Below are 24,727 nucleotides of genomic sequence, written 5' to 3'. Positions count from 1 at the left end.
CAATACGCTATGCACGCGATGATTCTTTCTTATACCATTGCGCATACTGTGCGATTCCAGTGTCAATATCAGCATACTCACTTTTTATATGTGCAAGATTATGTAATTTTGTGCAATCACAGCACCACCGTAAGGGGTCACCTGTTTTGCCCTGCCCTCTGAAGACGGGGCGCAGGTCTTCACGTCCCATGGCGCGTAACATGCTGTCGGCCACGGTCCTGGTACTCACCTCCCGGCCATTGCCCACGTTAAGGACTGTATTGCGAATGTCTTTACGCAAGATGACCGCTACAAGTTCAGCCAAGTCTTTTACGTGGATATAATCTCTAGTTTCTTCGCCCGTTCCGTAAAGCTCCACTGTTCCAGAATCTATTTTGCGGCACAAGTCCCACAGCAATTGTTTCCGCAGTCCTGGTCCGTAGCAGGAAAAGATACGCAGGACGAGATAAGGAACTTCGTAGATGGTATGAAATTCCTCAATGAGTTTTTCGCTCATGCTTTTGTGGTAACCATAGGGAGAAATCGGGTTAATCGGGTCGGATTCCGCGACAGGAAGCTTGGTGGGGTTGCCGTAGACAGCGGCGCTTGATGGGAAAAGAAAGAGACACGGCTTGCCGTTGCCCTGGTTTTGGCGCAAGGCATCGAGAATCTGGAACACTGCGGCCGGCCCGGACTGAAAATCGACTCCTGGATGCGCAAACGAGGTTCCCACCGAGGCAGAACCCGCGAAATGCAGGCAGCACTCGGGTTGATATTGGGCGAGAACCTGGATGAAATCCGGATGGGGAAGCATCATCTGAACATAATGCTGACAAAGCCCCCGGGTATCCACGGAACTGGCGCCGAGCCCTACCACCTGGTAGTCCCGGCCGAGCCGTCTGGCCATGTGGCTGCCGATGAAACCATTGACGCCGGTGATCAGTACGGTTTTTACAGGCATAGAATATAGTCTTGGCGGGCCACGCGGGTCCCTTGTAAGATATCCTGCGGTCGGAAAATCCGCCCGTAGTTAAAAAAAAAGCAATTTTCATGCCTTATCTGCCTGCCTTTGCGCCGGCTTCGGGTGTGAAATTTGCAAATAATATCTACTCGCAATTTGCGTCCTGGAGGTTCCTTCCATGCAGACCCCAAAAGACACCCTGGGCATCATCATCCAATGGGGAAATGAGGGCTGGACGGGGGGACCGAATTATCTCAAAAACCTGGCCCTGGCCGTAAAAGCCTTGCCGCCATCAAAAAAACTTCGTCTGGTCTACTTCGTATTGCCGCACCAAATTTCGGCCTTGGACCAATACCAGGCCATCCTGCCCCTGGCCGACGATATCCGCCTGTACGCTCCGGGGGTTCGCCTGGACGACATTGACGTGCTCTACCCTTTCCCCATCGAGGATGACGCGGCAACACCAGGAGCCAAGGCTTACTGGATCCCCGATTTCCAGCATTGCTACCTGCCGGAGATGTTTTCCCGGTCCGAAATTGTCCAACGCAACAACACGTTCGCACGACTGGCCCAGGGGCGGGATATGGTGGTGCTGAGCAGCCAGGCTGCCCAGGATGATTTCTATCGCTTTTTCCCGGTCACCTGCCCTACCCACGTACTGCGCTTTGCCACCTCGCCCGAGCCGGGCTGGCTCGAGGGCGATCCCGAGGCCGTCACGGCTCGCTTCGGTATCGAGAGCCCCTATCTGATGTGCTGTAACCAGTTTTGGGCACACAAGGACCACCGCACGCTGTTCGAGGCGTTGGCCTTACTGCGTGAGCGGGGTATCATCTGGAGACTCGTCTGCACGGGCTCCAAGGACGACTATCGCAACCCGGACTATTTTCCATCCCTGGTCCGTCTATTGGAAGAAAAAGGGCTTGCCGATCAGGTGAAGATTCTGGGGCTTATCGACCGTGCCGATCAGGTGCAGCTGCTGCGTGGCGCGGCGGCGGTTGTCCAACCCTCACGGTTCGAAGGCTGGAGCACGGTTATCGAGGATTGTCGTCTGTTGGGCAAAACCGTGATCTATTCGGATATCCCCGTGCATTTGGAGCAGGCCATCCCGGGAGGTCTTCCCTTCCACACCGGCGATCCCCAGCATCTCGCCGCAGTGCTTCAAGGCGCTCCGGAATTTACAGCCACTGCCGGAACGGCAACCGAACAACAGGCCTTGGCCGCCACGGATGATCGGCGTCTGCGCTTCGGCCTGGAAATCGTCCGCCTTGTGGCAAACACCTTGGAACAGGCTCACCACACGCCGCCAGCCACGGCCGATGTCACGCCCGGCAATTGCTTCCAGATCAAAGGAAAATCGCTCTATGCGCCGCCGTTGGCTGGAGCCTCCACCTTGGCCGCATATCTCTTCACTCCAGAGGCCTACGCCGGCACCCTGGGAGTCCTCAAACTGCTGGACCAAGACGAACAAATTCTTTTTTGGCGCGGCTTCTTATCCAGAGGCTTGAAACGCTTTGGCGCGAACTGGCGCTACGCGGATATCCGCACAGCCTGCCACGTCCTGGCCGGCGTCCTGGCGATCGAAACTTGTCTGGAAATCGGAACGGATCGAGGTGACATCCTTGCCATGGTGGTGGCCTGCCGCCCTGGAGTTCGGCTGACGGTCCTGGATGTCGGTGGTCCCGAGAAGACGGCCGCACGCCGGGAATCCACCCAGGCCCTTCTGACACGCCTGGGGCACACAGGAAACTATGCCCTCGCCGAGGCCAACTCTCCGAAGGACGTAGCCGCTTATTTTTCAAGCAATCGTAGCCAAAGTTTTGACATGGCCATCATAGACGGCGATACCGCTCCGCAACACGCCACGACCCATCTGATCGAGGCGCTGCGACACATTCGGATCGGAGGCGTACTCATTTTCGGAGATGTCGTCTCGCCGGATCGCCCTGACAGACTTCAGATCTGGCGCAAGGCGGTCACGTCCCGCCCGGATATGACCGGATTCGAATTTACTGAACTCGGCCATGGTGTGGCCCTTGCCGTACGAATGCGCTGAAAGATTTCGCCCGGTCGCATATATTTTGCAGCGGGTTATCCCTGCTGTCCGGACCGCAACAAAGGACCCGGCGCAATGCCCCAACACCGTAGCAGCTTCCCGTACCTTACGGTCGCCTGTTCCTCTGCCAGGACGATTCGTTCATGATACCAGGAAATTGTTGTTCCCATCTGGATGTCCCCGTGCTCTTCCTGATTTTCAATCGTCCGGAGACCACGGCCCGGGTGTTCGAAACCATCCGCCAGGCACGTCCCCGACAACTTTTTGTCGCGGCGGACGGCCCAAGATCCCATGTCCCGACAGACGCCGAAACGTGTCGCACCGCGCGAGAAATCGCTTTGGCCGTTGACTGGGACTGCGAGGTGAAAACGTTGCTGCGGGCGCGCAATCTTGGTTGTCGCGTGGCAGTCAGCTCCTCTATTACTTGGTTTTTTCAACAGGTCGACGAAGGAATTATTCTGGAGGACGACGTTCTGCCTGTGGCGGGGTTTTTTGATTTCTGCCAGTCCCTGCTCGCGCATTATCGCCAGGACGCACGGGTAATCCAAATTTCGGGCAGCAATTTCCAACTGGGAGCCCGCCGCGGGGAAGGCTCCTACTATTTTTCCATCTTTAACCACATTTGGGGATGGGCGACCTGGCGGCGGGCCTGGAGACTTTTCGACCCCTCGTTACGCGCCGTACAGCGCTTTCAGCGTTCGGGCGTGTTGGAACGGCTTTTTACAAACCCAGCCACCCGGGACTTGTGGTTGGAATCCTTTACGCGCGCCGCCAACGGGGAAATCGACACCTGGGACTATGCATGGACCATGGCCGCGTTCGGGAGCAGCGGTCTGACGATATTGCCCAACGCCAATATGGTGGCGAATATCGGCTTTGATCTAAACGCCACCCACACAGGTAGCGCCGGCTGGCTCGCCCGTCTGCCCGTCCAGGATGTCGAGCCGTTGCGCCACCCTTCAGCCGTGGCGGCGGATGCGGCGGCGGACACCTTTACGCAAACCTACTTTTACGACCAGCGCATAGCAAACCCGGCCCTGCTTTGCGCAGACGTCGCCACACTTCTCGAACAGGCGCGCCCAGGCGAGGCCGCAGCCCTGGCGCATGGCTTCCTGAGTATGTATCCGGAAGATACCACCTTGGCCTGGCTCGAAGTGTTGGCCCTAGCCAACGCCGGAAACACGCCCCAGGCTCTCGCCGCGCTACGCCCCTTTCTCGCCCGTCACCCCGACCATACCGGCGCGCGCTCCCTGCTGACAGGTATCCGTCAGGCGCTTCAGGGCGGGACAATGAAAACATGAGCGCATGTTGCGGAAAATGCGCCCGAGACCCAACTCAATGGCCCGGAAAAAGCGCAAGCCCCTCGGCAGGTCCTCAAAGCAGCCCAAGAAACAACACTCCACCGGCCGCTTAAAAAACGACAAGTGTCTCGTATTCCAGGTGTAACCACTGAGCAGGATCAATGGGCGCATGGGCTCGAGCGAAAGTGGGACTGGCGCACACCAGGGGACGAGCAACTCCGCGGGAGCTGCGTTTCGCTGCAAATGACACCGTAGCGATCAGGCGACGCAAAAACAGATTACGGCCGGGATTTTCCGCCACGATCGAACCCAACAGCGGCGCAAAAAAACGACGCATGGTGTAAAGGCCAAAGTCATAATACAGATCGAAATCCCACTTCATATCATGATAAAGGTGCATGGCCACGGGCGAATACACATAGGTTATCGGCCACCCCGAGGCCATGGCCCAGCACGGTAAAAAGCAGTCCCACCAGGGGAGCCCCAAGGCGTATTCAGAGGTGGGCAACTGGGCGGTAAACGCTGGCGGAAAGAAAAAAAAGTCCGCCCCGGCCTCGTAGACCCAGCCGTGCTGGTCCTCCAGCGTGCGCATGTTGACTCGCGAACCGTAAGTGAACGACGCCCTGGCGCTGTGGGCGATCTGGGCCCAATCCTCGGGCTCACCACGCAAGATGATATCCGCATTGACAATGCCGCACACCTCCGCCCCGCTTTGGGCCAGGCAGGCCATCACCGTATCCAGATATTGAAAGTCTTTGCCAAACTTTTCCTTGGCCGTGCGTTCACAGCAGTAAAATCGGACACCTGGAAAGTGAGGCGCCAAGATGTCGATTTCAGCCTGGGTATTGACTGAATACACAATAAACCCGCGTTCGAGCCAGGAACGTACCGCCAGTTGGGACAAGGCGAAATTGTGAGGCGGCAGACTGGTACAAATGGCTGTATGCGGCATAGGTTGCGGTTTGAACCGGCTTTTGGGGACCAGCAACCTGCGCGCCATCGCACTATTGAGATTGGAAAATAAATCACCCGGTTGCAGCGCCAGGGCTTGGCCGTACAACTCCAAGGCCTCCCCTCCCTTTTCCTGGATGAATTTCAAAAAGGCGATATAGCGAATAGCCTGAAAATGCTTGGGATTAATCTTCAGAATTTTATTAAAGACCGTTAAGGCTTCTTCGACCCGGCCCATGCTGGCCAGTTGAACACCGTACTCCAACATATAAAATACCCGGCCCGGATGCTGCTGGCACAGGGCCTTTGACGCCCCCAACGCGCCTTCCCGGTCCCCCTTGAGCAAATGGCGTATCATGGGTTCCAGGCGGACTTGTGCCGGGATGCGCGCAGGAGGCTCATCAAAATCCGTCCCCATTGGCGTAAATTCCACAGCCTCCGGCAATAAAGCGGCACGCTGCGTTTCCGTAAACGGCGACAGGGCGTTCAGGATGCGATCCATGTCAGGCAGGGAAAAGGGAGTGGGATTCATATCTCTGTACCTTCAGTGTATATTGTCAGCGTAGCAAAACTGTGGTGTTGCCCCAGGAAACAGAGTAAAGCGTGCTTTACTGGAAACATTTGCAATAGATAGATGATGGAACGCGACGCTCTGGATATCAGTTAAAGTTTAAGAAACAGACAATCAGCCTCAATCATTGAAGCGTCTTGTTAACGCCCCTTTCGGCCTGCTATTTCTGTTGTTACAACACAGAACACCAGAAAACTCACTGGCCATGCCAAGTTAGCAACAGCGGTTAGGCTATAATTATGTTGCTATCATGCCGTCTTGGAGGCCGAGTCCCCATCCCAATATATGTCCATGATGCGGTGACCGTCAAAAATCGTATGGGTCCCCGCTCGTTGTAAAAGCGAACAAGGTCATCATCTCAGGTTTCAGATAATCCGAAGGCCCAGAGCTGGTCACGACCGCCTTTGCCCCCCTGCCCTGCCCTGCCCATTTTACCCAATATTTTTCTTAAAAAACAACTTGTTTCTTTGTAAACGCAAAAGAAACATATTGACTTTATGGTTTTTTTTAAGAAAAAAACAAACTGAAATTTAGATAAACACAGGGGACGCCGTGGGTACTATCATCACCATCGCCAACAACAAAGGGGGCGTCGGCAAAACGACGCTGACCTGCAACCTAGCGCATGCCCTGACCCTCAAAGGTGGCCGTGCCCTGGTCGTGGACACGGATTCCCAGTGTAATTCCACGAGCCTGCTGACAGGCAACGGCATCACCTTTCAAAATTCCCTTTACGACATACTGACCTCCCGGGATCTGGTGGCCCAAAAAGCCATCGTGGAATCAAAAATCAAGAAAGTGGACATTCTGCCCAACATCTCGGACACGGCGGTGCTGGAGTACGACCTGTCCCAGAATCTGCCGGACAATTATTCCATCCTGCGGTCGAAACTCCGCGACTACTCCAAAAAGACCTACCAATATATCCTCATCGACACGCCGCCGAACCTTGGCTTTTTCTCCCTGTCCTCCCTGTTTGCCGCGGACTTTTGCATCGTGCCCATCTCCGCCGGTTCCGCCTACAGCATCGAGGGCCTGTTGCGCGTGTTGACCGTCATCGAGAAGATCCAGGAGGACGGCAACCCGGATCTGCGTTTCCTGCGCCTTCTGGTCAACAACATCGACCGCCGGACCGCCATGGGGCGGCTCATCGTTTCCGAGCTGGAGGACAATTTCCGCGGTAAGATGTTTGAAACCCACATCCCGCGCAGCACAGTCTTCGAACAGGCCGAATACACCAAGGCCACCGTCTTCGGCAGTCACTCCGCCACCTACGGCGCCAAAGCCTACCGGGAATTGGCCGCCGAACTCCGGCTTATCCTCGAAAGCCCTGAATGAGCGCCCCAGGGGAAGCCATGCCCGACGTCAAACCCAAACACAGACGCTCTATCTTCGATACGCTCAAGAAGTCGGCGGATGGCCGGCTCAGTCTTGCCGAGGCCGCGCGCATGGCCGACAAGATCAGCGTTTTCCCCACCAAGCGCCCGGAGCCGGAGGCTGCTCCGGCCCAGGCGTGCCCAGATGAGTCGGATCATACTTCAGTTCATCTGTCGGATCATTTGCCGGCTCAAGTGTCGGATCAGGTGTCGGCACCCCTGTCGGGACCGGTGACCCGACCGCTGTCGGGACAGGAGTTGGGACCCCTGTCGGATCATGAGCTGACGCATGCACCAACTCTTGATCCAACCCCTAAATATGATCCGACCGTTGAGCCGAGAGGTGTCCCTACTAGGTCTCCGGCTGATACGCTCGGGATGAAACAGATCATTCGAAGCCTGGCCGAGAACAAGCGGCGCTTCCTCCATTTTATCATCGACAACGAACCGGACGGGGATGATTATATCCTCAACCGTCATTCCGTGGCGAGAGCACTTCAACTCACCGAAATTTCAGTAAAAAGGTATTTTGCCGAGTTCGCCGAACTGGGCTTTTTCCGCAAGGAGACCTACCGCCACGGCGTGTGCCAGGGACTGCGCCTGTTTCTGGTCCACTCCCGTTGCCAAGCATTTAAGCAGCATGACCCGACACTTGACCTGACACCTGATCCAACGCATGAGCCGAAGGATGTCCCAACCATGGCGCCAGTGAAGGCGCCTGAGCCGACAGGTGATCCGACCATAAATAAGGAAGATAGAAAGATAGAAAATCTATCTATCTCTTCAGAGCGTATCGCGATGACTTGGCCCAATCTGCACCGGGCAGGTTTTGACCGGGAACAATTCGAACAGATCACCGCGTCATTGGCCGAGCTTGGCAAACCCGTCGACAAGGTGGTGGGAAGCCTTGATCATGCCGAATGGGAGCTGGCCCAGGGAGCCATGCGCGACAAAGAGGGCCAGCCTGTGCTCGACCCATGTGCCTGGGTTTTCCGTTCCCTGGCCCGCACCGGCTATTACCGTCGTCCAAAAGGGTATGTTTCGCCCGAGGAACAGGCGGCCCGGGATGCCGAAGAGGAAGCTAGGGCCGTGGCCGTGGCCTGGCGCAAGGCCGAGCAGGCACAGTTCGAGACCTGGCGTGATGCGCTTTCCCCGGAGAAACTGGCCCAGGCTATGCACGGCTATCCCGGCGGCCCGAAGGATGCCTGGCTCAAGGCGGCCTGGCGCAAGTCCCGGACGTGAGCTGCTGGTCTGCGCGCCTGGCGGCATGGCCCGCACCGCACGCCGGCTACTCAAAGACGAAGCGCCCCGCTGGCGACGTTGTCGCCGCAGCTACAGCTCGTTGGCGTAGACCGATCGGATTTCTTCGGGTTGGATGCACAGGTATGCCAGGGTTTGGCGCTGGGTGGCGTGGCCGAAAATCGCCATCAGCGTGGGGATATCCACGCCGTAAGTCACGCGCTGGTGATAGCCCCAGGTCTTGCGCAAGGTGTGCGCGCCGTAATGTCCGGGCAGGTTGATGGCCCCGCACCAGCCCTTGACCAGGGCCCACAGGTACTGCTTGGTGATCGGCCCGCGCTGGCCCTGGAAGACCTGATCCTCGTCCGCGAAGTCCCGCGTGGCCAAAAGTCCGAGCAGCGCCTTGCGCACCGCGCCGTTGGCGGTCAACCGCCGCTTCTTCCCGGTTTTGCGTTCACGTTTGGCCGCGCCGTCCGGATCGGCCAGGATGGCGCGCACCTCGCCGGCCGTCAGCGACAGCAGGTCGCAGCCGCGAAGCGCCGTGTTGATCCCGACCACAAAAAGCGCGTAGTTGCGCGGACTATCCGCCAGCAATTTCTTGATGGTGGCGATTGCCCGCAAGCTCTTGATCGGCTCCACGGCGATGGAGCTGCCCCGCTGGGGATGATTCCTGTTTCCGTTTCCGGCCATTTTCCCCTCCCACCGCTTTTTAACTTTTATGTCTTATTTGGGTATGAGTTAATGAGAAAGAAAGGTTTTTTCAAGCGCCTGACCTCAAAATACGCCTAACACCATAAATTTATACGCTTTCATACGATATATAGCTCGTTAACTTTTTATGAGAAGTTAACGAGAAGAGCCGGCAGAAACAACGCCCGTTTGACCCGCCTTGGACACCGGAAGTCCTCTTGACTCCTCGCCGACAAGCCTCAATTTTATATTGTCCGGACAATATCCGGATGATAGGACAATTCCAATTTGCGCCACGGAAGGAAGAAACACCATGAACCTGGGAACGGAAGCAAAATCAGAGCGGATAGACATCCGCACCACAACAAGCGTGAAGCGCGTTTTACAAGAAGCCGCCGCCGCCAAGAGCAAGACGGTGACCGAATTTATGCTTGATGTCGCCTTGACCGAAGCTGCCGCGGTATTGGCCGAGCAGAGGCTTCTCCAGCTTGATGATGCGGCATGGGCGGCTTTTCAGGCGGCGCTCGATGCGCCGACGAAACCAAAGCCCCGCCTTGAAGCGCTGTTGTGCGAAACGAGTGTGTTCGAGTGAGCAGTCGTATCACGGCCCCGCTCTCTCCGGTCGAAAAGTTGTGCACCGCGCATGACACGGGGCCCTTTGATTGTGGACACGAGGAACTTAACCGTTTTCTGAAAAAATTCGCTCTCGCCGGCCAGCAAGCCAACAGCGCGCAAACCTACGTCGCCACGCGTGGTGATGTCGTCGTTGGCTACTACAGCCTTGCCGTAGGCGGTGCTGCGCACCGAACCGTACCGGCAAGAGTCGGGAAGGGGCTTGCCCGCCACCTCGTGCCGGTCATGGTTTTGGCGCGGCTTGCCGTCGATCGCCGCGAGCAGGGGCTCGGGATCGGAAAAGGCCTCCTCAAGGATGCCCTACTTCGCACGGCGCAGGCCGCGGACATTGCCGGTATCCGCGCCCTGTTCGTCGTCGCCAAGGATGACCAGGCCAAAGCCTTCTATGAACATTTCGCCTTTGATTCCAGCCCGACCGATCCGTATCGGCTTTTCCTCGTCATGAAGGATTTGAAAAAATTCCTTCGCAACGATTGAGGGAAAGGCGCTTTCCTCCTGCGACGGACGATTTCTGCTTGCCGACACGAAAGCACGAACTCGTTCCTTCCAGGCCAAATACCTCGATGGACAGTTTCTGGCTGGCGGATGTCCGCTTTTTCCCGCTACGAGAGAAACCGCGCCCCGAGAAAATAGGTAATGGATTGCGTTGACAAGGATTTCCCTCGGTGGAAATATGCCCGATAGGGAAATTTAGGGGGGGGTGAAAATGGCAGAACCTATCATTATTACCGTAGGCAACAATAAGGGGGGGGTCGGAAAAACAACGACCTGTATCAATCTTTCCGCAGGGTTGGCCCGTGAAGGCGCGAGCGTGCTCGTGGTGGACGGGGACCCGCAATCCAACACCACTTCCACACTTTTGCCGGATTTTGGGTTGCGTGAAAATTCGAGCCTGGTCAAGGCCCTCGAGGACCCCGAAGGGGCATTCAGCCCCAATGCCTGCGCCACGAAAACGGAACACATGGAAATCGTTCCCAATTCCATTCGCTGTATGGAATGGGAAGTCCGTTCCTATGCCGGCATCGATTCGGTGCTGGGATTTTCACGGCTGTTGCAAAACGACAAGGATATCGGCCGCTACGATTACGTGCTTATAGACACGCCGCCCAATATCGGCCCCATGCTGCGAAATGCGCTGCTCATCTCGGACTACGTGCTCGTCCCGTGCCCGGTGGGGGACCAGTACGCCCTGGACGGCTTTTCCACCTTTGTCCAGGTGCTTTCTCAGGCCAAGCAGCAAAATAAGAAACTGCTGCTTTTGGGCGTGGTGCTGACCAAGTTCGACGGCCGGGCCGTGACCCACAAAAAAAACAAGGGCCGGATCCGGGCATTTTTCGATGCCAAGGGCATCCCGGTGTTTGAAACGGAAATCCGGGTCAACATCGATATCGATCGTGCGCATTCGCACCGCAAGTCCATTTTCGAGTTTGACGCCACCAAATCCGGCGCCCTGGACTACCATGCCCTGGCCCGCGAGGTGATCGCTCGTGTCGAAAAACAAGCCTAGCCTGTCCGAAGACCCCTTTGCCACGATTCCACCGCAGGAGGCTTTCGACGCCTTTCCTTCCCTGACGGCGTTTCCGGAAAACGCCATCGCCTTTTTGACAGGCAAAACGTCGTCTTCGCCTCCGGACGCGCCGCAATCGCCGACAATCCCCGAGGCTTCGGCCCGCCGTATACCGGAGTTAGCCAGTCAGCCAGCCACACAGTCGACCAGTCAGCCATTCAGCCCCCCGGACACGACGCCTGTCAGCCACACATATACACAGCCAGCCAGTCTGTCAGCCACACCAAAAGCCAATCAAAAGGCCAGCCAGTCTATCAGACAGACACAAAGCCCCTCAAAAAGCCAAACTAAAGACCATACACAAGGCCACACTGTAAGCCATGACAGAGACCTTTCAAAAGGCCAGACATTAGGCCGCGCCAAGGTTGCTGACCGGCTCAACGACAACCAGCGCCGCGTCCTGGATCTGCTTCTGCAAACCAAACCCTACATCGTTAAATTCCGCGACATCGCCGCCGTCCTCGATATGCGGGAAGCTTCCATACGCACGATTATGCGGCGCCTGGACGCCCTGGGCTTTTTGACCTTCCGCAAGGCCCGGGACGGTAACTTGCAAGGCGTGCGCGTGGTGTTCAACCAGCCGGTCATCGAGCAATACCAACAAGACCAGACATGCGACCAGTCAGTAAGCCAATTATTAATCCTAACAAAAAACCAATCTCAAAACCCAGCACAAGACCTGTCTTTAAGCACATCTCAAAGCCAGTCTGTCAATGCGCCGCACAGCCAGTCAGCCAGACTCTCAATGCCTCTTGAGATAGATAAGAAAGAAAATCTTTCTATCCAGGCCCTGGAAGGCTGGGACGAGGCGTTTCTGGAGCTCATGTGGCCACGGGTTTTTGCTGCGGGGTTGCGCCGGGAGCAGGTCGGCCAGGCTTCGGCCGCGCGGGAAAAACTTGGCAAGACACTCGAGCGGGATCTGCTGGCCTTAAGCCTTGACCGGGCCGAATGGGAGCTTGAAACGAAGGGAAAGCTTGTGGACCTGCAAACAGGCGAGCCGGTGCGGAGCGTGCCCGCGTATATTTTTACCGCCCTGGCCCGCTGGGGCGTGTTGCGGGCGCATCCGGAATACGTCTCCAGGGAGGAGGCCGAGGCCGAAGCCGCCGTCACTGCCATGCGTCGTCGCAAGGAGGCGTTGGAAACCCTTGAAAACGTCCGGTTCGAGCAATACCGTGACGCGCTTACGGCCAAGGAATTGAAATCGATTATGCAAGGCTTTCCCGGCGGCTCAAAGGACGCCTGGATCAAAAAGCATTGGCGCAAAAACGTGCGCGACGTTCCCTGACCGGCCGTGCCAATCAGGTGCAGTGGAGTTCTCCCGATTTTGTGGAGACTTTTCAGCTTGAACGCTTATGAAGCGAGAGCATGCATCCTTTCGTAAGCCAACGGCGACATGTAGTCGAGAGCAGAATGTCGTCGATGGGTATTGTACCAGCCTTCGATGAAATCAAACACGGCCAGTCTGGCCTCCTGCCTTGACTGATACGAGTTTTGCCAGAGCAGTTAGCACTCAAACGATGCAAAGAAAATTTCGCACATTGCATTATAAAATCAATTTTAGATAGTTTCTATATATTGATACATATTCAATATACGGCAACGACTCCCGAAAAGATTACGTCGTTTCACCGCCATGGTGAGAGCCGCAAGCACCAAGTCCGTTCTCATATATGGCTGGCCATGGCCAAGCCAACAACTCTGCGGCTGAAAACATTCAGAACCACTGCCACGAACCTGAACGCTTCCGCGTAGTCGAGTCGGCCTCCTTGGCGAACCAGGCTGCGGCTTTTGACAAGATCTCACGCTCTTCGCGCAGCTGCTTGTTTTCGCGGCGCAATCTTCGAAGCTCGTCCCATTCCTGGGAGTTCAGTTCATCATGGCGGAGACCATCGTCGCGATCTGCTTGCTGCACCCAGTTGCGGATCGTCTGACCGGAGGGTGGCCAGATCCTTAGGGCTGCGCCCCGAGCGAACCAGATCGATCATCCGGCTACGGAATTCCGGGGGATGCGGGGGACGTATCGACATCGTGAACCTCTCCTTCTCAAAGGATTATCTGTCCACGAAATCGGGTCAACTCCACGGTACGCTTGGGATTGCCCCTATCTTGTTACTGGCATCAGGGTCAGAGTTGTGAACTCAGCCGCGTAGCCTTCGGGAATGTTCGTGTTGCGCTTTGGCCCTGTGTTGGTCTGGGAAAAGGCAAAGGAAAGCGTATTGAGCCCTTGGGAGAAATCGATCTCCAGGGGCTTTTCCAACCGAAAGTCTGGCTTGTCCAAGGCGAAGGCACCAAGTTCGTGGCCGTTTAAGCGGACTGTCAGGCCTTGCCCGGGAAGCGGATCCTTGAGCCCGAAGGCGAGGCGGATTTTTTCCGGACGGGCCAGTGGCAGGCAGACGACCGCCTCGTGACCTAAAACGGTGCGGTAGGGGCCATCGCTGGAGCGTTCCACAGCCCGGATGTTTTCCGTGACTACATTTCCCGGTGCTGGTGCGGCCAGTAGGTCGGCTCCGGAAAAAGGAGCGGCCGGTTTGTCACGCAAGGCGGCCAGGGCTGTATCAGGATCGACATTGGGCGGCTCGGCACTCCAGGTCCGGGCTAAAAAGGCGATCATAGCAGAAAAAAGTGCGTTCTGGCCAGCCGGAGTGACATGGCAGCAGTCCACGAATACCTTGGCCGTAGCAGTCATATCCGGCTCCAGGTCGGCAAAACGCACGCCGGCGGCGGCCAGGGCGGCTCCGTAGCGGGAGAGCGCCGGATATCCTGACTCCACGCAGGTCTCCGGGCAAAGCGGACCAAGCGCCTCGCCCCGGGCGGCCGCCCATAGCGGAGACGCCGGTTGCAGAGCATGAAAATAGCGCCCCCCGGCGGCACGAACCATGTCGCTCATCAAAATCGAGGCACGGGCCCATTCGGCAGCGGCCAAGTCAGCGAACTGGTCCTGGGTGATAACTACGTTGGGACCGAGATAAAAACCGCCTCCGGGGCTGGCCTGCTGCCTGGCCAGCGGATTGCGGGCGATGCTTTCCCGGGCCAGCTGGTTTTCGATTTCCCCGGTGCGATTATCGGCCAGTTTATCGAGTGCCGTAGCCGGAAAGCCGACCAGCGCCGGCAGGGCGGGCAAACGGGCAAGGAGTGCGGCCACCCGATCGCGCAGAGATTCCTGGAATTCCAGACGCCCAAGCAGGCGCAGACGCTCACGTGAAGGGGAGTCGTTGCCCACCCAGAACCAAGGCATGAAGGGATAGCCGCCTACCTCCAGGTTTTTTCGGGCGATACAGGTTTCGTTGAACCCGTCGAGATTGATGACCACGTCCGGCCGCACGCCAAGGGCTAGCAGGTCGGACAGGATGAGCAGCTGTTGGGGCTCCTTGTAGCCGGGCAGAGCCGTATCCAGCAGCCGGCCGGTACGCCCGGCGAATTCCGGACGTTTCTCCAGCCAAGCGAGCAATTCCGATTTTTTGTCCGTGGCAAAATAGTGGGCGACGGAGCCGCCCGTGATCACGACCAGAAAAGTCTTGCCTGAGGGATCGAACAGTCGGGTATCGCCGGTAAAGCCAAGCTGGGAAGCGGTGATATCAACCATCGCGCGTTGGGCCGGCAGGGGGCGGTCGTCGCTGGCCACAAAGCCATAATAGGGATGGGCCCGACCGGATGCGCCGCGTTCATTGGCCTTGGCGGCCGACTGTCGGGCCAGCACGGTGGCAATGCGACTGTGTATTGCGGCGGCCATGTAGGCGTGCCCAAACTCGAGCCGGTAGGCCAGCCGGGCAGCTCCTTCGCAGGCAAGAACAACCAGCCCTACGAGAATGAGGCTGAAAAATAATTTTTTCATGCCGGGATTTTGTCCTGGCCCGATACCGGCCGGTTTTTCCTTTTGCCGCTCGCGATCTTGAAATCCCATGCTGTTGACGCCGGGCTGGCCATGTTTGTAGAAGATCCCGGCATTTTTGACATACTCGTATCCAGGCGAAGCTGGTGGCATCGGCAAAAGACGCATGAGGCCTTCCAACCCCAATACGGCCAGCACGACGCACAAGGCTGGAATGCGTATTTTAAGCGAAAATCCTTTCATTTCAGGATTCTCGTCGGAGAACAGATTGCCGCGTCTGGCCAGGAGGCAGGAATGATTTCCACCAGACCGAAAAGCGGGGCAGCAATAGCATCGGTGCCCGGATAAAACAACCAGAAAACGGCTCGGTTAGCGCACTGTCCGTATAGCACGGCAGTGGTGTGCGAGGCTTTATATTGCCTTGTCGGTTGGCGGAATGCTATGAGCCTGCCCACATACTCATGAATATTCTTTCTCGCGTGGGCCGCTTGGTCATGGTGGTGGTTCTGTCCGCTACTCCCGCTCTTGTGGGCCTTTTTCTGCTTACCCGCCTGATCGGGGCGAGCGTCGGGGATTTTCAGCCCGCCTATGATTTCGATCAATATCTGTATACGCGGGAAGCCTCTACCTTCGCTGCGGCCGGATTTTCCGGCGGCTATTACGGTGGTAACGGGCATACTGCCAGAATCGGCCGATTTGGCCCACATGGGGCGGCCTATGCCGTGGTTTATGGCGGCTTGGCCAAGCTGAGCGGCGGCTGGCAAAACTGGCTGGCACCCACCTTCAATATGGTGCTTCTGACGTTGGCCCTTTTGGGCAGCGCCAGAGGGTTGTCTCTGGGAACCTTTGCTTTTTTGTCCATTTGCCTGACGCTCTTCCCTCCTCTTGTTGTGTTGTTGCCGACTGCCTACCAGGACGCGGCCCAGTGCGCGCTGGGGCTTGTGTTGGGTGCGGCGCTGGCCGGTCTGGTCCGCCAGGGGGACGCGGCTATTCGGCGACGCTTTTGGATCGTCCTCGGGTTGGTTCTGGCCGCGACGCTGACCAGGCCGACCTGGGCCGTCTTGTTCCCGGCGGTCTTTTTTTGTGCCGGGTCGGGCCACTGGCGCGAGAGCTGGCGTGCCCTGTTGTGGGGCGGGCTGTGTCTGCTAGCCGGCTATGCCCTTTTCTCTCTTACCGCCGCGTCCTGGATCGCCTCGCCCGGCACCAATCCAGGTGCAGCCGTGCTTTCCGGCGGATTTCTCGATCGCCTGCCGCTTTTTTTGAATAATCTACGCAACCTGACCAATTTTGCCGACAACCGCTACCATACTCTGGTCCTGTTGCTCATGTTGAGCGCCACCGGCATGGCCATGGTCGTGACCGCCGGCGGCAAACGCGCCCGCCTGTACGCACTGGCGGTGCATCTGTGCAATATGGGAGCGCCGTTTCTGGCTTACGTCGCCCTCTACAATGGCTCCGGCCGACATTTGTCCCGGCTGCTCGCTGCCCATTTCGTCCTTTCCCTGACCTATGCCGTCAAAACCCTGCCGCCGCGTTCGCGGACCACGGTTTTGGCTTGGACGACGGCCGCTGGCCTGGCGCTGTTGCCGATGACGCTGGCCCACCAATACGCACTTTTTGTGCGTCCGGCCTATGACGACTTCCGTGGTTTCGCGCCGCGCATCGCCGCCCAGGCCACGGCCATGAACCCGACTTTGTCCCTGAGCCTCGGAGCTTCTTCGCCCTGGCTGCGCACCCTGGCCGTGCCCGCGACCAAGCCAGTTGTCGCTTATCTGGCGGCACCGCCGGCCTACGGCATCGAGCTGTATGATATTTCGGCCCTTGAACAGCCGCTCCGGGCTGGCTTTGTCCTGCTCCCCCCGGCGGCGGCCGCCCTGGCCTCCCGACATACACCTTTGACCGCTGTGGCCGAGACTCCGGCCGGGACGCTTTATCGTAACGACGTGGCCTTCGGTTTCGCCTCGTATCCGGAGGCTGCTCCGTGAGATGGCGCACCCATTTTTCCGCTTCAGCCTCCTGGCTGCTGGCCCTGGCTGCCCTGATAGGGTTCGGCGTTGCCACCGGGCATCCCCTTCATGACAGTTATTGCGCCCTGACCCTGCCGGTGGTCGATCCGGTCCCGCGCCATACCCGGCTGCTCGGCTGTTCCAATATGGAGCAGCGACCGGAGTGGGGGGACGCGGCGGATATCGCGACCGATACGCCCGGCTGGCGTATGTACACCCCAAAACCGGGCCAGGAAGAGGCCCGGATCGTTGTCCGGCTGCGCAAATATAGCGATCGGGTGGTCTTTTATCCTCGTCTGTCCGGTGCGGCCGCTTCAGTGACAGTTAACGAACTGCTTGGCCCTTTCAGCAAAAAGCTTTTTTCGCTGTCCGGCCGCGACGGCCGCTGGACCCAGGTTGGGGCGCAATACCCATTGTGCCTGGGTTGCGTGGAAAACGGCTGGTCGGACGAAGAATTTCCCATTACCCTGGAAATCGTGCTCAAAGGCCAGGGCAGCCAGCTCTGGCACAAGGGCAAAATTGTCTTTTTCGAGGCTCCATGAATACCGATATCCTTTTTCGCGAGGCCTTTCGCGGCCGTCGTGTGCTCATTCTTGGCGGCCTGGGATTTCTCGGCTCCTCGCTGGCCTTACGCCTCGTTGACTGCGGCGCCACGGTCACCCTGGCCGACGCCATGATCGAGGAATACGGCGGCAATCTGCGCAACATCGCCCCCGTGCGCGATGCTGCGGTCATCAACTTCTGCGACATCCGCGACGCCGCCGCCATGGACTGGCTCGTGCGCGAAAAGGACTACGTCTTTCATAGCGCGGCCCAGGTCTGCCATTTAAAAAGCCTGTCCGATCCCTTTCCGGACATCGACATCAACATCAAAGGCACAGCCGTGGTCATGGAGGCCTTGCGGCGGTTCAACCCCACAGCCAAAGTGATCAAGCTCGGCTCGCGCGGCCAATACGGCTCCGTGCTGCAACTCCCGGCCGGCGAGGAGACCAAGCCCGAACCCAAGGGTATTTACGAAATTTCGCTTTTGGCCGCCGAACACATCATGCGCAGCTATCACCGCAACCACGGCATCCGCTGTGTGCTTTCGCGCCTGACCAATATTTACGGCCCCCGGGCCCAGATGCGCCACAACCGCTTCGGCGTGGCCAACTGGTTCATGCGGCTGGCCATCGATGGCGATCTCATTCCCATTTTCGGCGATGGCCGCATCAAGCGCGACTTTCTCTACATCGACGACTGCGTGGACGCCCTGCTTCTTTTGGCTGTCACGCCCGAGGCCGAAGGCGAGGTTTTCAACATCGGCCATGACGCCCCCTCGGATTTTTTGACCCTGGCTGAGACCATCGTGGCCCAGGCCGGAAGTGGCGAGCTTACGTTCACGCCTTTCTCTCCGGAGCGCAAAGCCCAGGAACCAGGTGATTTTTATACCGATATCAGCAAGATCAACCGGGTGACCGGCTGGCGACCGAGTACGGCCCTGGCGGGCGGCGTGGCCGAGACGATCGCTTATTATCGCGAGAACCGGGAGTATTACTGGTGAGCGCCCCGCAAGACGTTTTCGTGCATCCTCAGGGCATCTGCGAAACCGACGCCGTTGGCCCGGGCTCGCGGATTTGGGCCTTCGCCCATGTGCTGCCCGGGGTGGTCATCGGCCGTGACGCCAACATCTGCGACTTTGTCTTTCTCGAGAGCGGCGTGGTCCTTGGCGACCGGGTTACGGTCAAATGCCACGTGGCGCTTTGGGAAGGCGTTCGCGTGGGCAACGATGTCTTTATCGGCCCGTCGGCCGTATTCGCCAACGACCGCTATCCGCGCAGCAAGCGCTACCTCCCGGCATTGGCCACGATTCTCGAGGGCGGCTGTTCCATCGGAGCCGGCGCGGTCCTTACGCCGGGTGTCACCATCGGAAGCTATGCCATGATCGGAGCCGGTGCGGTGGTTACCCGCGATGTACCGCCTTTTACCTTGGTGGTCGGCAATCCGGCCCGCCCGGCCGGACAGGTGTGCCGCTGCGGCGGCAAACTCGTTTCTTGCAAGGAAGGACTGCGATGCAGCGTTGGCGATTGGACCGGCGACGCCCCGCACGCGGGCATGGTCTGCCGCGCGGCAAGGCCGTTATGAGAAAGGCGGTCCGGCATCCGGCCGGCAAGCGTCCCCGGCTGGCCGTGGTCGTGCCGGTCTACGGCAACGAGGGGAGCCTGCCGGAGCTTTATCGCCGCATCACCGCCGCTGTGGTCGGTTGCGGGGTGGAGCTCGTGCTCCAGTTCGTCAACGACCGGTCCCCGGATGGATCACAAGCCGTGCTGGAGCGTCTCGCCGCGTCGGACGCGCGGGTGCGGGTGCTGCTGCTCTCGCGCAACCACGGATCCTTTACCGCCATCGCCGCCGGCCTGGCCCAGGTCGCCGACTGCGACGCAGCAGTGATTTTGTCGGCGGATCTCCAGGACCCGCCGGAGATGCTCCCGGAGATGCTGGCCAGCTGGCGGAGCGGCAAGAAAGTTGTGCTGTGCGCCAGACGGCGCCGTGAGGACCCGGGCGTTTCCAAATTTCTGGCCCAGGCGTTTCATACGCTCTACCGGAAGCTTGTCATGCCGGAGATGCCGCCGGGCGGCTTCGACTTTTGCCTCATCGACCGCTGCGTGGTCCGGGTGATCCTGCAGTCCTCGGAGAAAAAGACCAGCCTTATAGGACTGATCGTCTGGGCCGGCTTCGACCGGGCCATACTCGAATACGACCGGGCCGAACGCGTCCACGGGCACTCCATGTGGACGTTTGGCAAAAAGCTTTCCTACGCCTTCCATTCGGTGGTGGCGTTTTCCTCGTTTCCACTGCGCATTTTCGTGCTGCTTGGGCTGCTTATGTCGATCTTGAGCGCCATTGGCATCGCCTACGTGGTCGTGGCTTCACTGCTTGGCTTTATCAGTACGCCTGGCTGGCCTTCCGTGATTGTATTGGAACTCGTCATTGTCTCGGTGCTTTTCCTCGGCTTCGGCATCGTGGGCGGCTACCTCTGGAACAACCTGGAGCAAACCAGAAAACGTCCGCTTTTCATTGTGGATAAGTCCATCGGCCGCAAGCCGTCCTCCAGTTCGCATTCATGCACCCGGCGGCGTCGGCCCGGTTGTTCTTGACGGATGCACTTCCTGTTGACAAAAGATGTGCGTGGCATGCGCCAACACAGTTCAAATGAGGTCAGCTTTTATGCTTTCTGGCAAGACCGTGGCCGTGGTCGTACCTGCCTATAACGAAGGCAGTCAGATCACGAAGGTGTTGAACACAATGCCGGAGTTCGTGGATCATATTGTAGTCGTCAACGATTGTTCCAGGGACGATACCCGCCAGCGTGTGCTCGATTACATGGACGCTCACAATACTGTTCCCCTGCTCGAAGAAGAGAATGATGGTATTTTGCGGCAAGATAGCGTTTACAATAGGGCAGAGCTTCTCGTGCAGCGCATGGACGAGGAGGAAATCAAATATTTTGTGCCATCAAAAGTGCACAACTGCTCGCCGAATGCAGATCGAGTTATTTTGGTTGACAATCTGGAAAACGGTGGCGTGGGTGCGGCCATTGCGCGAGGATATAAGCTGTGCAAGGATCTGCGCATCGAATGTACAGCCGTGATGGCCGGTGATGGCCAGATGGACCCGGCGGAGCTGGAAAGCATCTGCAGGCCTGTGGTGGACGAGGGGATTGATTACGTTAAGGGGAACCGACTGATCCACCGTTCAGCTTGGCTGGTCATTCCCAAGTTGCGGTACTTCGGCAATTCCATCCTGTCCATGCTGACCAAGATCGCCTCCGGCTACTGGCGCGTCTCCGATACCCAAACCGGCTACACCGCCATTTCGCTCAATGCATTGCAGGGCCTTCGCATCCACAAGATCTATCGGCGTTACGGTATGCCGAATGACATGTTGGTCAAGCTCAACATCGCCTTTTGTACACTTCGTGAAGTGGAGATAAAGCCTGTTTACAATGTGGGCGAGACATCAAAAATGAATGTTTTTAGGGTGATACCTTCTATAAGCTGGCTCTTGTTTAAGTCTTTTTTTAAGCGTTTGTGGATAAAATATCTTTTTAAGGATTTCCACCCTCTTTTCATGCTGTACCATTTATCTTTTTTAACACTTTTGGGTGGTGGTCTGCTTTTTTTACGTTTGATGGCTGACGTTTTTGAGAGCAAATCTTGGACTTTTTCAGCGTTACTGTTGTTCGTCTTCTTGATCATAAGTGGCATTCAGTTTCTGCTCTCGGCCATGTGGATGGACATGCTCGACAACGATCGGCTGTACAAGTAAGCGTCTGTATCTACCGCGCGCGGCGCCTTGAACCGCCTGGGCGAATGGGCTACCTGTGGTAGTCCGGCACCCTGACCAACCGAGGATCGTTTCTCCGGAGTTTCCCATGGCTACCCCTCCCCGTGTCTGTTCCCGCTGCCTCTATGATAAAACCATCAGAAGCATCGTCTTTGATGCAAACGGGGTGTGTCAATTCTGCAAGATCCACGACACCATGGAAAAGCGCTATCCGCTCGGAGAGGCTGGCGAAAGGCGTCTTGAGGAACTGGTAGCTCGCATCAAGGCCTCCGGACGTGGCAAGTCCTATGACTGCGTGGTCGGGGTCAGCGGCGGGGTGGACAGCACCTATACGCTGTTTAAAGCCGTTTCCCTCGGGTTGCGCCCCCTGGCTGTGCATTTCGACAACGGCTGGGATTCGGAAATCGCGGTTCATAACATCGAAAACGCCACACGCAGGCTTGGCGTCGAGCTCTACACCCATGTGGTGGACTGGGACGATTTTCGCCGCCTGCAGATTTCTTTTCTCAAGGCTTCTACCTCGGACGCCGAGATCCCCACGGACATGGCCATCAGCGCCGTGCTGCTCCAATCCGCTGCCAGGGATGGCTTGCGCTATGTCCTAAGCGGCCATAGCTTCCGGACCGAGGGAATTGTGCCGCGGGATTGGACCTATTTTGACGGTCGTTACATTCGCTCCGTGCACAAGCGTTTTTCGGGCTCGGCCCGAACGAACGTGCCCAATCTATCCCTGCTCGCGCTCGCCTGGTACATGTTCGGTCGACGCATTCATATTCTGCCCTTTCTGAACTATATGGAATACGACAAGAAGGAGGCGGCGGCGGTCTTGGCCCGGGAAATCGATTGGCAGGACTACGGCGGCCATCATCACGAGTCGCTTTACACTCATTTTTTTCAATCCTACCTGCTGCCCCGGAAATTCGGCATCGACAAACGCAAGCTAGGGCTTTCGGCCAGGGTACGTTCCGGGAAAATATCCCGGGATGAAGCGCTGGCGACGATTCAAGCTGAGCCGTACCCGGAAAAGCCGGAACTCGTGGAATACACGATCCGGAAGCTGGAACTGACCCAGGCCGAATTCGATGCGATCATGGACGCGCCGGTCAAGACCTTCCAGGATTATCCCACGACTTATCCATTGTTGCGAGCATTGCGTGGCCCACTCGCCTTGGGCACGCGCCTGGGCGTTGTCCCGCCGGTGCTGTACTATAAATATGTCTATGCACCCGGGGACGATCAGGGAGCCTGCCCGCAATGATCGTGATTGTGGACCATGGCCTGGGGAACCTGCGTTCGGTGGCCATGAAGTTCGCGCGCATCAAGGCCGAGGCCATGATCTCGGCCGATCCGGCCGTGGTGGCAACCGCGGAAAAGTTGGTGCTGCCGGGTGTGGGCTCTTTTGACGCCGGGATGAAAAATCTTCGGGATTCTGGATTGGAAGAGGCGCTCAATATAGCCGTGCTGGAGAAAAAAACGCCAGTGCTTGGCATCTGCCTGGGGATGCAGCTGTTCACCCGGGGCAGCGAAGAAGGCCGCCGGCCGGGACTGGGCTGGATTGACGCCGAGACGCGGCGATTGCGCCCCCCCGAGGGAGACAGGCGGTTGCGGGTGCCCCATGTGGGCTGGAATACGGTGTCCTGCCGCCCCGGCGCGTTACTTTTCACCGACATCGATCCCGACTTGCCGTATTATTTCGTCCATTCCTATGCCGCATTTTGCAATACCCCGGAGCAAGTGGCGGCACAGACCGATTACGGAGAGATTTTCGCCAGCGCCGTTGCCTGGGACAATATTTGGGGCGTGCAGTTCCATCCGGAGAAAAGCCACCACCATGGCCTACGGATGATCGAAAATTTTTTGAGGCTCACCTGACATGCTGTTGCCCCGAATCATTCCCGTCCTGCTCTTGCGCGGCAAGGGGCTTTGCAAGGGCGTACGCTTTAAGAATCACGTTTATGTGGGCGACCCCATGAACGCCGTGCATATCTTCGATGCTAAGGAAGTGGACGAACTGCTTATCCTCGACATCGAAGCAAGCAAGCAGGGCCGCACCCCACCGCTTGATCTTGTCACCCGCGTGGCTGACCAGTGCCTCATGCCGTTCGGGGTCGGTGGTGGGGTGGTCTCTGTGCCCGTTGCTCGGGACCTGTTAAGCGCCGGAGCAGAGAAGATTTGTCTCAACACCGCCGCGCTGGAGCAGCCCGACTTGGTCAGCCGTCTGGCGGAGAGCTTTGGCAGTCAAAGTGTACTGGTCTGTCTGGACGTAAAAAAATCCTGGACCGGCCGGTCAGTGGTGGTCAGCCGCCGGGGAAGCCACAAGGTCGCCACCGACGTAGAGGCTGTTGCCCGGGATATGGTGGCGCGCGGCGCGGGTGAACTCATCGTGCAAAGCGTGGATCGCGACGGAACCATGGAGGGATACGACCTCGACCTCACGCGTACGGTCAGCCGGGCCGTGGATGTGCCGGTTATCGCGCTCGGCGGTGCCGGAACCAACGCACATCTGCGCCAGGCGCTTGTCGAGGGCGAAGCTTCGGCGGCTGCCGCCGGTTCGATGTTTGTCTTTCATGGCCCCCGTCGAGCTGTGCTTATCACCTATCCCGAGAAGGCGGAGTTGGAACGGGTCCGGAGAAAATAGGTAAGTTTTTCGGTCATTCCGGATTTTCCGTGGGTACCTGACCGGTTATGGTCTCCTCAGGAGGGGACTGCGGCTACAGAAACCGGGAACACCTCAAGGCCGCCATCTATATTCTTCGGCGGCGGCTTGGATCTCTATCCAATAAGCTCCTGAGTGCGGTTACCCACGGGAAACCCGGAGGGGTCATATTATTGAGAGATTCCCATATGACTTTTTTAAAAGGTAATCCCTAATCAAACCAGCCCTTGTTACAGACAAGGTGCTCGGGCAGGGGAAACTGATCGCGTCCATGATGGCCGCGCTGGCAGAGTTCGAGAGATATCTGCTTCGGGAACGGGTGCGGTCCGGCATCGCCGCAGCCAAGGCGCGGGACAAGACCGTTGGGCGCAGGCTTGGTCATCGCCCAAAGGCCGAGCTCGGCCCCCAAGGTGCTCTGCCTCGTCGAAGAGGATCAGTCATATCGAGACATCGCCAAAGAATTGAAGCTCAGCAAGAACACGGTGATGGACATCGTCCACCGGCACAGGACGCCAAGCTCGGCATAACAGGCTGAAATTTTTGATGAGCTTGTCATGCTCCTGACACCAAGAGACCTGCTCGAAGCTACTTG

General features: G+C 57.8%; 22 protein-coding genes and 1 pseudogene. 18 read left to right on the top strand and 5 right to left on the bottom strand.

The window, feature by feature from the left end:
• Positions 1-7 precede the first annotated feature (7 nt).
• Positions 8-940: an NAD-dependent epimerase/dehydratase family protein gene (locus tag DESFRDRAFT_RS11950; protein WP_005994230.1), complete on the bottom strand. Its 933-nt coding sequence runs from the start codon at positions 938-940 to the stop codon at positions 8-10.
• A 178-nt stretch (positions 941-1,118) separates the two neighbouring features.
• On the opposite strand from DESFRDRAFT_RS11950, the gene DESFRDRAFT_RS11945 reads away from it, so the two are divergent.
• Positions 1,119-2,993: a glycosyltransferase gene (locus DESFRDRAFT_RS11945; RefSeq protein WP_005994229.1), complete on the top strand. Its 1,875-nt coding sequence runs from the start codon at positions 1,119-1,121 to the stop codon at positions 2,991-2,993.
• A gap of 182 nt (positions 2,994-3,175) precedes the next feature.
• Positions 3,176-4,294 (top strand): tetratricopeptide repeat protein, encoded by a 1,119-nt coding sequence (locus DESFRDRAFT_RS11940; RefSeq protein WP_052303476.1) that lies wholly within the window; start codon positions 3,176-3,178, stop codon positions 4,292-4,294.
• A 109-nt stretch (positions 4,295-4,403) separates the two neighbouring features.
• On the opposite strand, the gene DESFRDRAFT_RS11935 is transcribed toward DESFRDRAFT_RS11940, so the two are convergent.
• Positions 4,404-5,777, bottom strand: a complete 1,374-nt coding sequence (locus tag DESFRDRAFT_RS11935; RefSeq protein WP_005994226.1) for a tetratricopeptide repeat protein — start codon at positions 5,775-5,777, stop codon at positions 4,404-4,406.
• 591 nt (positions 5,778-6,368) lie between these two features.
• On the opposite strand from DESFRDRAFT_RS11935, the gene DESFRDRAFT_RS11930 reads away from it, so the two are divergent.
• Together DESFRDRAFT_RS11930 and DESFRDRAFT_RS11925 are read left to right on the top strand one after the other, a co-directional pair.
• Complete coding sequence (locus DESFRDRAFT_RS11930; protein ID WP_005994224.1) at positions 6,369-7,154, top strand: ParA family protein; 786 nt, start codon at positions 6,369-6,371, stop codon at positions 7,152-7,154.
• Positions 7,155-7,171: 17 nt separating this feature from the next.
• Positions 7,172-8,434 (top strand): protein-tyrosine phosphatase family protein, encoded by a 1,263-nt coding sequence (locus DESFRDRAFT_RS11925; RefSeq protein WP_005994221.1) that lies wholly within the window; start codon positions 7,172-7,174, stop codon positions 8,432-8,434.
• A 90-nt stretch (positions 8,435-8,524) separates the two neighbouring features.
• Here DESFRDRAFT_RS11925 and DESFRDRAFT_RS11920 read toward each other — a convergent pair whose 3' ends face one another.
• Complete coding sequence (locus DESFRDRAFT_RS11920; protein ID WP_005994219.1) at positions 8,525-9,121, bottom strand: tyrosine-type recombinase/integrase; 597 nt, start codon at positions 9,119-9,121, stop codon at positions 8,525-8,527.
• Between the two features lie 313 nt (positions 9,122-9,434).
• On the opposite strand from DESFRDRAFT_RS11920, the gene DESFRDRAFT_RS11915 reads away from it, so the two are divergent.
• The 4 genes from DESFRDRAFT_RS11915 (at position 9,435) to DESFRDRAFT_RS11900 (ending at position 12,606) form a co-directional block, all read left to right on the top strand.
• Positions 9,435-9,713, top strand: a complete 279-nt coding sequence (locus DESFRDRAFT_RS11915; RefSeq protein ID WP_005994217.1) for a type II toxin-antitoxin system TacA family antitoxin — start codon at positions 9,435-9,437, stop codon at positions 9,711-9,713.
• A complete protein-coding gene (locus DESFRDRAFT_RS11910) occupies positions 9,710-10,231 on the top strand; it encodes a GNAT family N-acetyltransferase (protein WP_005994216.1) in 522 nt (173 codons plus the stop codon). Before DESFRDRAFT_RS11915 ends, DESFRDRAFT_RS11910 begins: the two co-directional genes overlap by 4 nt.
• 229 nt (positions 10,232-10,460) lie before the next feature.
• Entirely contained in the window at positions 10,461-11,261 is an 801-nt protein-coding gene (locus DESFRDRAFT_RS11905) for a ParA family protein (protein ID WP_005994214.1), read from the top strand.
• The gene (locus tag DESFRDRAFT_RS11900) at positions 11,242-12,606 is read left to right on the top strand and encodes a hypothetical protein (RefSeq protein ID WP_005994212.1); all 1,365 of its coding nucleotides are present in this window, start codon (positions 11,242-11,244) and stop codon (positions 12,604-12,606) included. The genes DESFRDRAFT_RS11905 and DESFRDRAFT_RS11900 overlap by 20 nt, the downstream gene beginning before the upstream one ends.
• A 65-nt stretch (positions 12,607-12,671) precedes the next feature.
• On the opposite strand, the pseudogene DESFRDRAFT_RS23285 reads toward DESFRDRAFT_RS11900, so the two are convergent.
• A pseudogene (locus DESFRDRAFT_RS23285) lies at positions 12,672-12,866 on the bottom strand (IS3 family transposase); the annotation flags it as partial.
• A gap of 556 nt (positions 12,867-13,422) precedes the next feature.
• Positions 13,423-15,393, bottom strand: a complete 1,971-nt coding sequence (locus tag DESFRDRAFT_RS11890; RefSeq protein WP_144005026.1) for a hypothetical protein — start codon at positions 15,391-15,393, stop codon at positions 13,423-13,425.
• 218 nt (positions 15,394-15,611) lie between these two features.
• Here DESFRDRAFT_RS11890 and DESFRDRAFT_RS11885 point away from each other — a divergent pair, with 218 nt between their 5' ends.
• The 10 genes from DESFRDRAFT_RS11885 (at position 15,612) to DESFRDRAFT_RS21405 (ending at position 24,670) form a co-directional block, all read left to right on the top strand.
• Positions 15,612-17,135: a hypothetical protein gene (locus DESFRDRAFT_RS11885; protein ID WP_005994209.1), complete on the top strand. Its 1,524-nt coding sequence runs from the start codon at positions 15,612-15,614 to the stop codon at positions 17,133-17,135.
• On the top strand, positions 17,132-17,698 hold the full coding sequence (locus DESFRDRAFT_RS11880; RefSeq protein WP_005994208.1) for a hypothetical protein: 567 nt from the start codon (positions 17,132-17,134) through the stop codon (positions 17,696-17,698). Before DESFRDRAFT_RS11885 ends, DESFRDRAFT_RS11880 begins: the two co-directional genes overlap by 4 nt.
• A complete protein-coding gene (locus DESFRDRAFT_RS11875; RefSeq protein WP_005994207.1) occupies positions 17,695-18,699 on the top strand; it encodes an NAD-dependent epimerase/dehydratase family protein in 1,005 nt (334 codons plus the stop codon). Before DESFRDRAFT_RS11880 ends, DESFRDRAFT_RS11875 begins: the two co-directional genes overlap by 4 nt.
• Entirely contained in the window at positions 18,696-19,280 is a 585-nt protein-coding gene (locus tag DESFRDRAFT_RS23130; protein ID WP_005994206.1) for an acyltransferase, read from the top strand. Before DESFRDRAFT_RS11875 ends, DESFRDRAFT_RS23130 begins: the two co-directional genes overlap by 4 nt.
• Positions 19,277-20,290 carry a glycosyltransferase family 2 protein gene (locus DESFRDRAFT_RS11865; protein ID WP_005994205.1) on the top strand — a complete coding sequence of 338 codons (1,014 nt, stop codon included), beginning with the start codon at positions 19,277-19,279 and terminating at the stop codon, positions 20,288-20,290. Before DESFRDRAFT_RS23130 ends, DESFRDRAFT_RS11865 begins: the two co-directional genes overlap by 4 nt.
• A gap of 70 nt (positions 20,291-20,360) precedes the next feature.
• Positions 20,361-21,461: a glycosyltransferase family 2 protein gene (locus tag DESFRDRAFT_RS11860; RefSeq protein ID WP_005994204.1), complete on the top strand. Its 1,101-nt coding sequence runs from the start codon at positions 20,361-20,363 to the stop codon at positions 21,459-21,461.
• A 106-nt stretch (positions 21,462-21,567) separates the two neighbouring features.
• Complete coding sequence (locus DESFRDRAFT_RS11855) at positions 21,568-22,737, top strand: N-acetyl sugar amidotransferase (RefSeq protein WP_005994203.1); 1,170 nt, start codon at positions 21,568-21,570, stop codon at positions 22,735-22,737.
• Positions 22,734-23,351 carry an imidazole glycerol phosphate synthase subunit HisH gene (hisH, locus tag DESFRDRAFT_RS11850; RefSeq protein ID WP_005994202.1) on the top strand — a complete coding sequence of 206 codons (618 nt, stop codon included), beginning with the start codon at positions 22,734-22,736 and terminating at the stop codon, positions 23,349-23,351. Before DESFRDRAFT_RS11855 ends, hisH begins: the two co-directional genes overlap by 4 nt.
• A 1-nt stretch (position 23,352) precedes the next feature.
• Positions 23,353-24,117, top strand: a complete 765-nt coding sequence (locus DESFRDRAFT_RS11845; protein ID WP_005994200.1) for an AglZ/HisF2 family acetamidino modification protein — start codon at positions 23,353-23,355, stop codon at positions 24,115-24,117.
• A gap of 259 nt (positions 24,118-24,376) precedes the next feature.
• A complete protein-coding gene (locus DESFRDRAFT_RS21405) occupies positions 24,377-24,670 on the top strand; it encodes a recombinase family protein (protein ID WP_272913130.1) in 294 nt (97 codons plus the stop codon).
• Positions 24,671-24,727: the final 57 nt, after the last annotated feature.

The sequence above is a fragment of the Solidesulfovibrio fructosivorans JJ] genome (assembly GCF_000179555.1).
GTDB lineage: Bacteria > Desulfobacterota > Desulfovibrionia > Desulfovibrionales > Desulfovibrionaceae > Solidesulfovibrio > Solidesulfovibrio fructosivorans.
This window is presented reverse-complemented; position numbering and strand designations above follow the sequence as displayed.

Excerpts from the sequence above, each read along its gene's own strand:
- DESFRDRAFT_RS11925 (WP_005994221.1), top strand. The coding sequence starts at position 7,172 with ATGCCCGACGTCAAACCCAAACACAGACGCTCTATCTTCGATACGCTC.
- DESFRDRAFT_RS11945 (WP_005994229.1), top strand. The coding sequence starts at position 1,119 with ATGCAGACCCCAAAAGACACCCTGGGCATCATCATCCAATGGGGAAAT.
- DESFRDRAFT_RS11865 (WP_005994205.1), top strand. The coding sequence starts at position 19,277 with ATGAGAAAGGCGGTCCGGCATCCGGCCGGCAAGCGTCCCCGGCTGGCC.
- DESFRDRAFT_RS11845 (WP_005994200.1), top strand. The coding sequence starts at position 23,353 with ATGCTGTTGCCCCGAATCATTCCCGTCCTGCTCTTGCGCGGCAAGGGG.
- DESFRDRAFT_RS11950 (WP_005994230.1), bottom strand. The coding sequence starts at position 940 with ATGCCTGTAAAAACCGTACTGATCACCGGCGTCAATGGTTTCATCGGC.
- DESFRDRAFT_RS11905 (WP_005994214.1), top strand. The coding sequence starts at position 10,461 with ATGGCAGAACCTATCATTATTACCGTAGGCAACAATAAGGGGGGGGTC.
- DESFRDRAFT_RS11915 (WP_005994217.1), top strand. The coding sequence starts at position 9,435 with ATGAACCTGGGAACGGAAGCAAAATCAGAGCGGATAGACATCCGCACC.
- DESFRDRAFT_RS11935 (WP_005994226.1), bottom strand. The coding sequence starts at position 5,777 with ATGAATCCCACTCCCTTTTCCCTGCCTGACATGGATCGCATCCTGAAC.
- DESFRDRAFT_RS11875 (WP_005994207.1), top strand. The coding sequence starts at position 17,695 with ATGAATACCGATATCCTTTTTCGCGAGGCCTTTCGCGGCCGTCGTGTG.
- hisH (WP_005994202.1), top strand. The coding sequence starts at position 22,734 with ATGATCGTGATTGTGGACCATGGCCTGGGGAACCTGCGTTCGGTGGCC.
- DESFRDRAFT_RS11890 (WP_144005026.1), bottom strand. The coding sequence starts at position 15,393 with ATGAAAGGATTTTCGCTTAAAATACGCATTCCAGCCTTGTGCGTCGTG.
- DESFRDRAFT_RS11920 (WP_005994219.1), bottom strand. The coding sequence starts at position 9,121 with ATGGCCGGAAACGGAAACAGGAATCATCCCCAGCGGGGCAGCTCCATC.
- DESFRDRAFT_RS11885 (WP_005994209.1), top strand. The coding sequence starts at position 15,612 with ATGAATATTCTTTCTCGCGTGGGCCGCTTGGTCATGGTGGTGGTTCTG.
- DESFRDRAFT_RS11860 (WP_005994204.1), top strand. The coding sequence starts at position 20,361 with ATGCTTTCTGGCAAGACCGTGGCCGTGGTCGTACCTGCCTATAACGAA.
- DESFRDRAFT_RS11855 (WP_005994203.1), top strand. The coding sequence starts at position 21,568 with ATGGCTACCCCTCCCCGTGTCTGTTCCCGCTGCCTCTATGATAAAACC.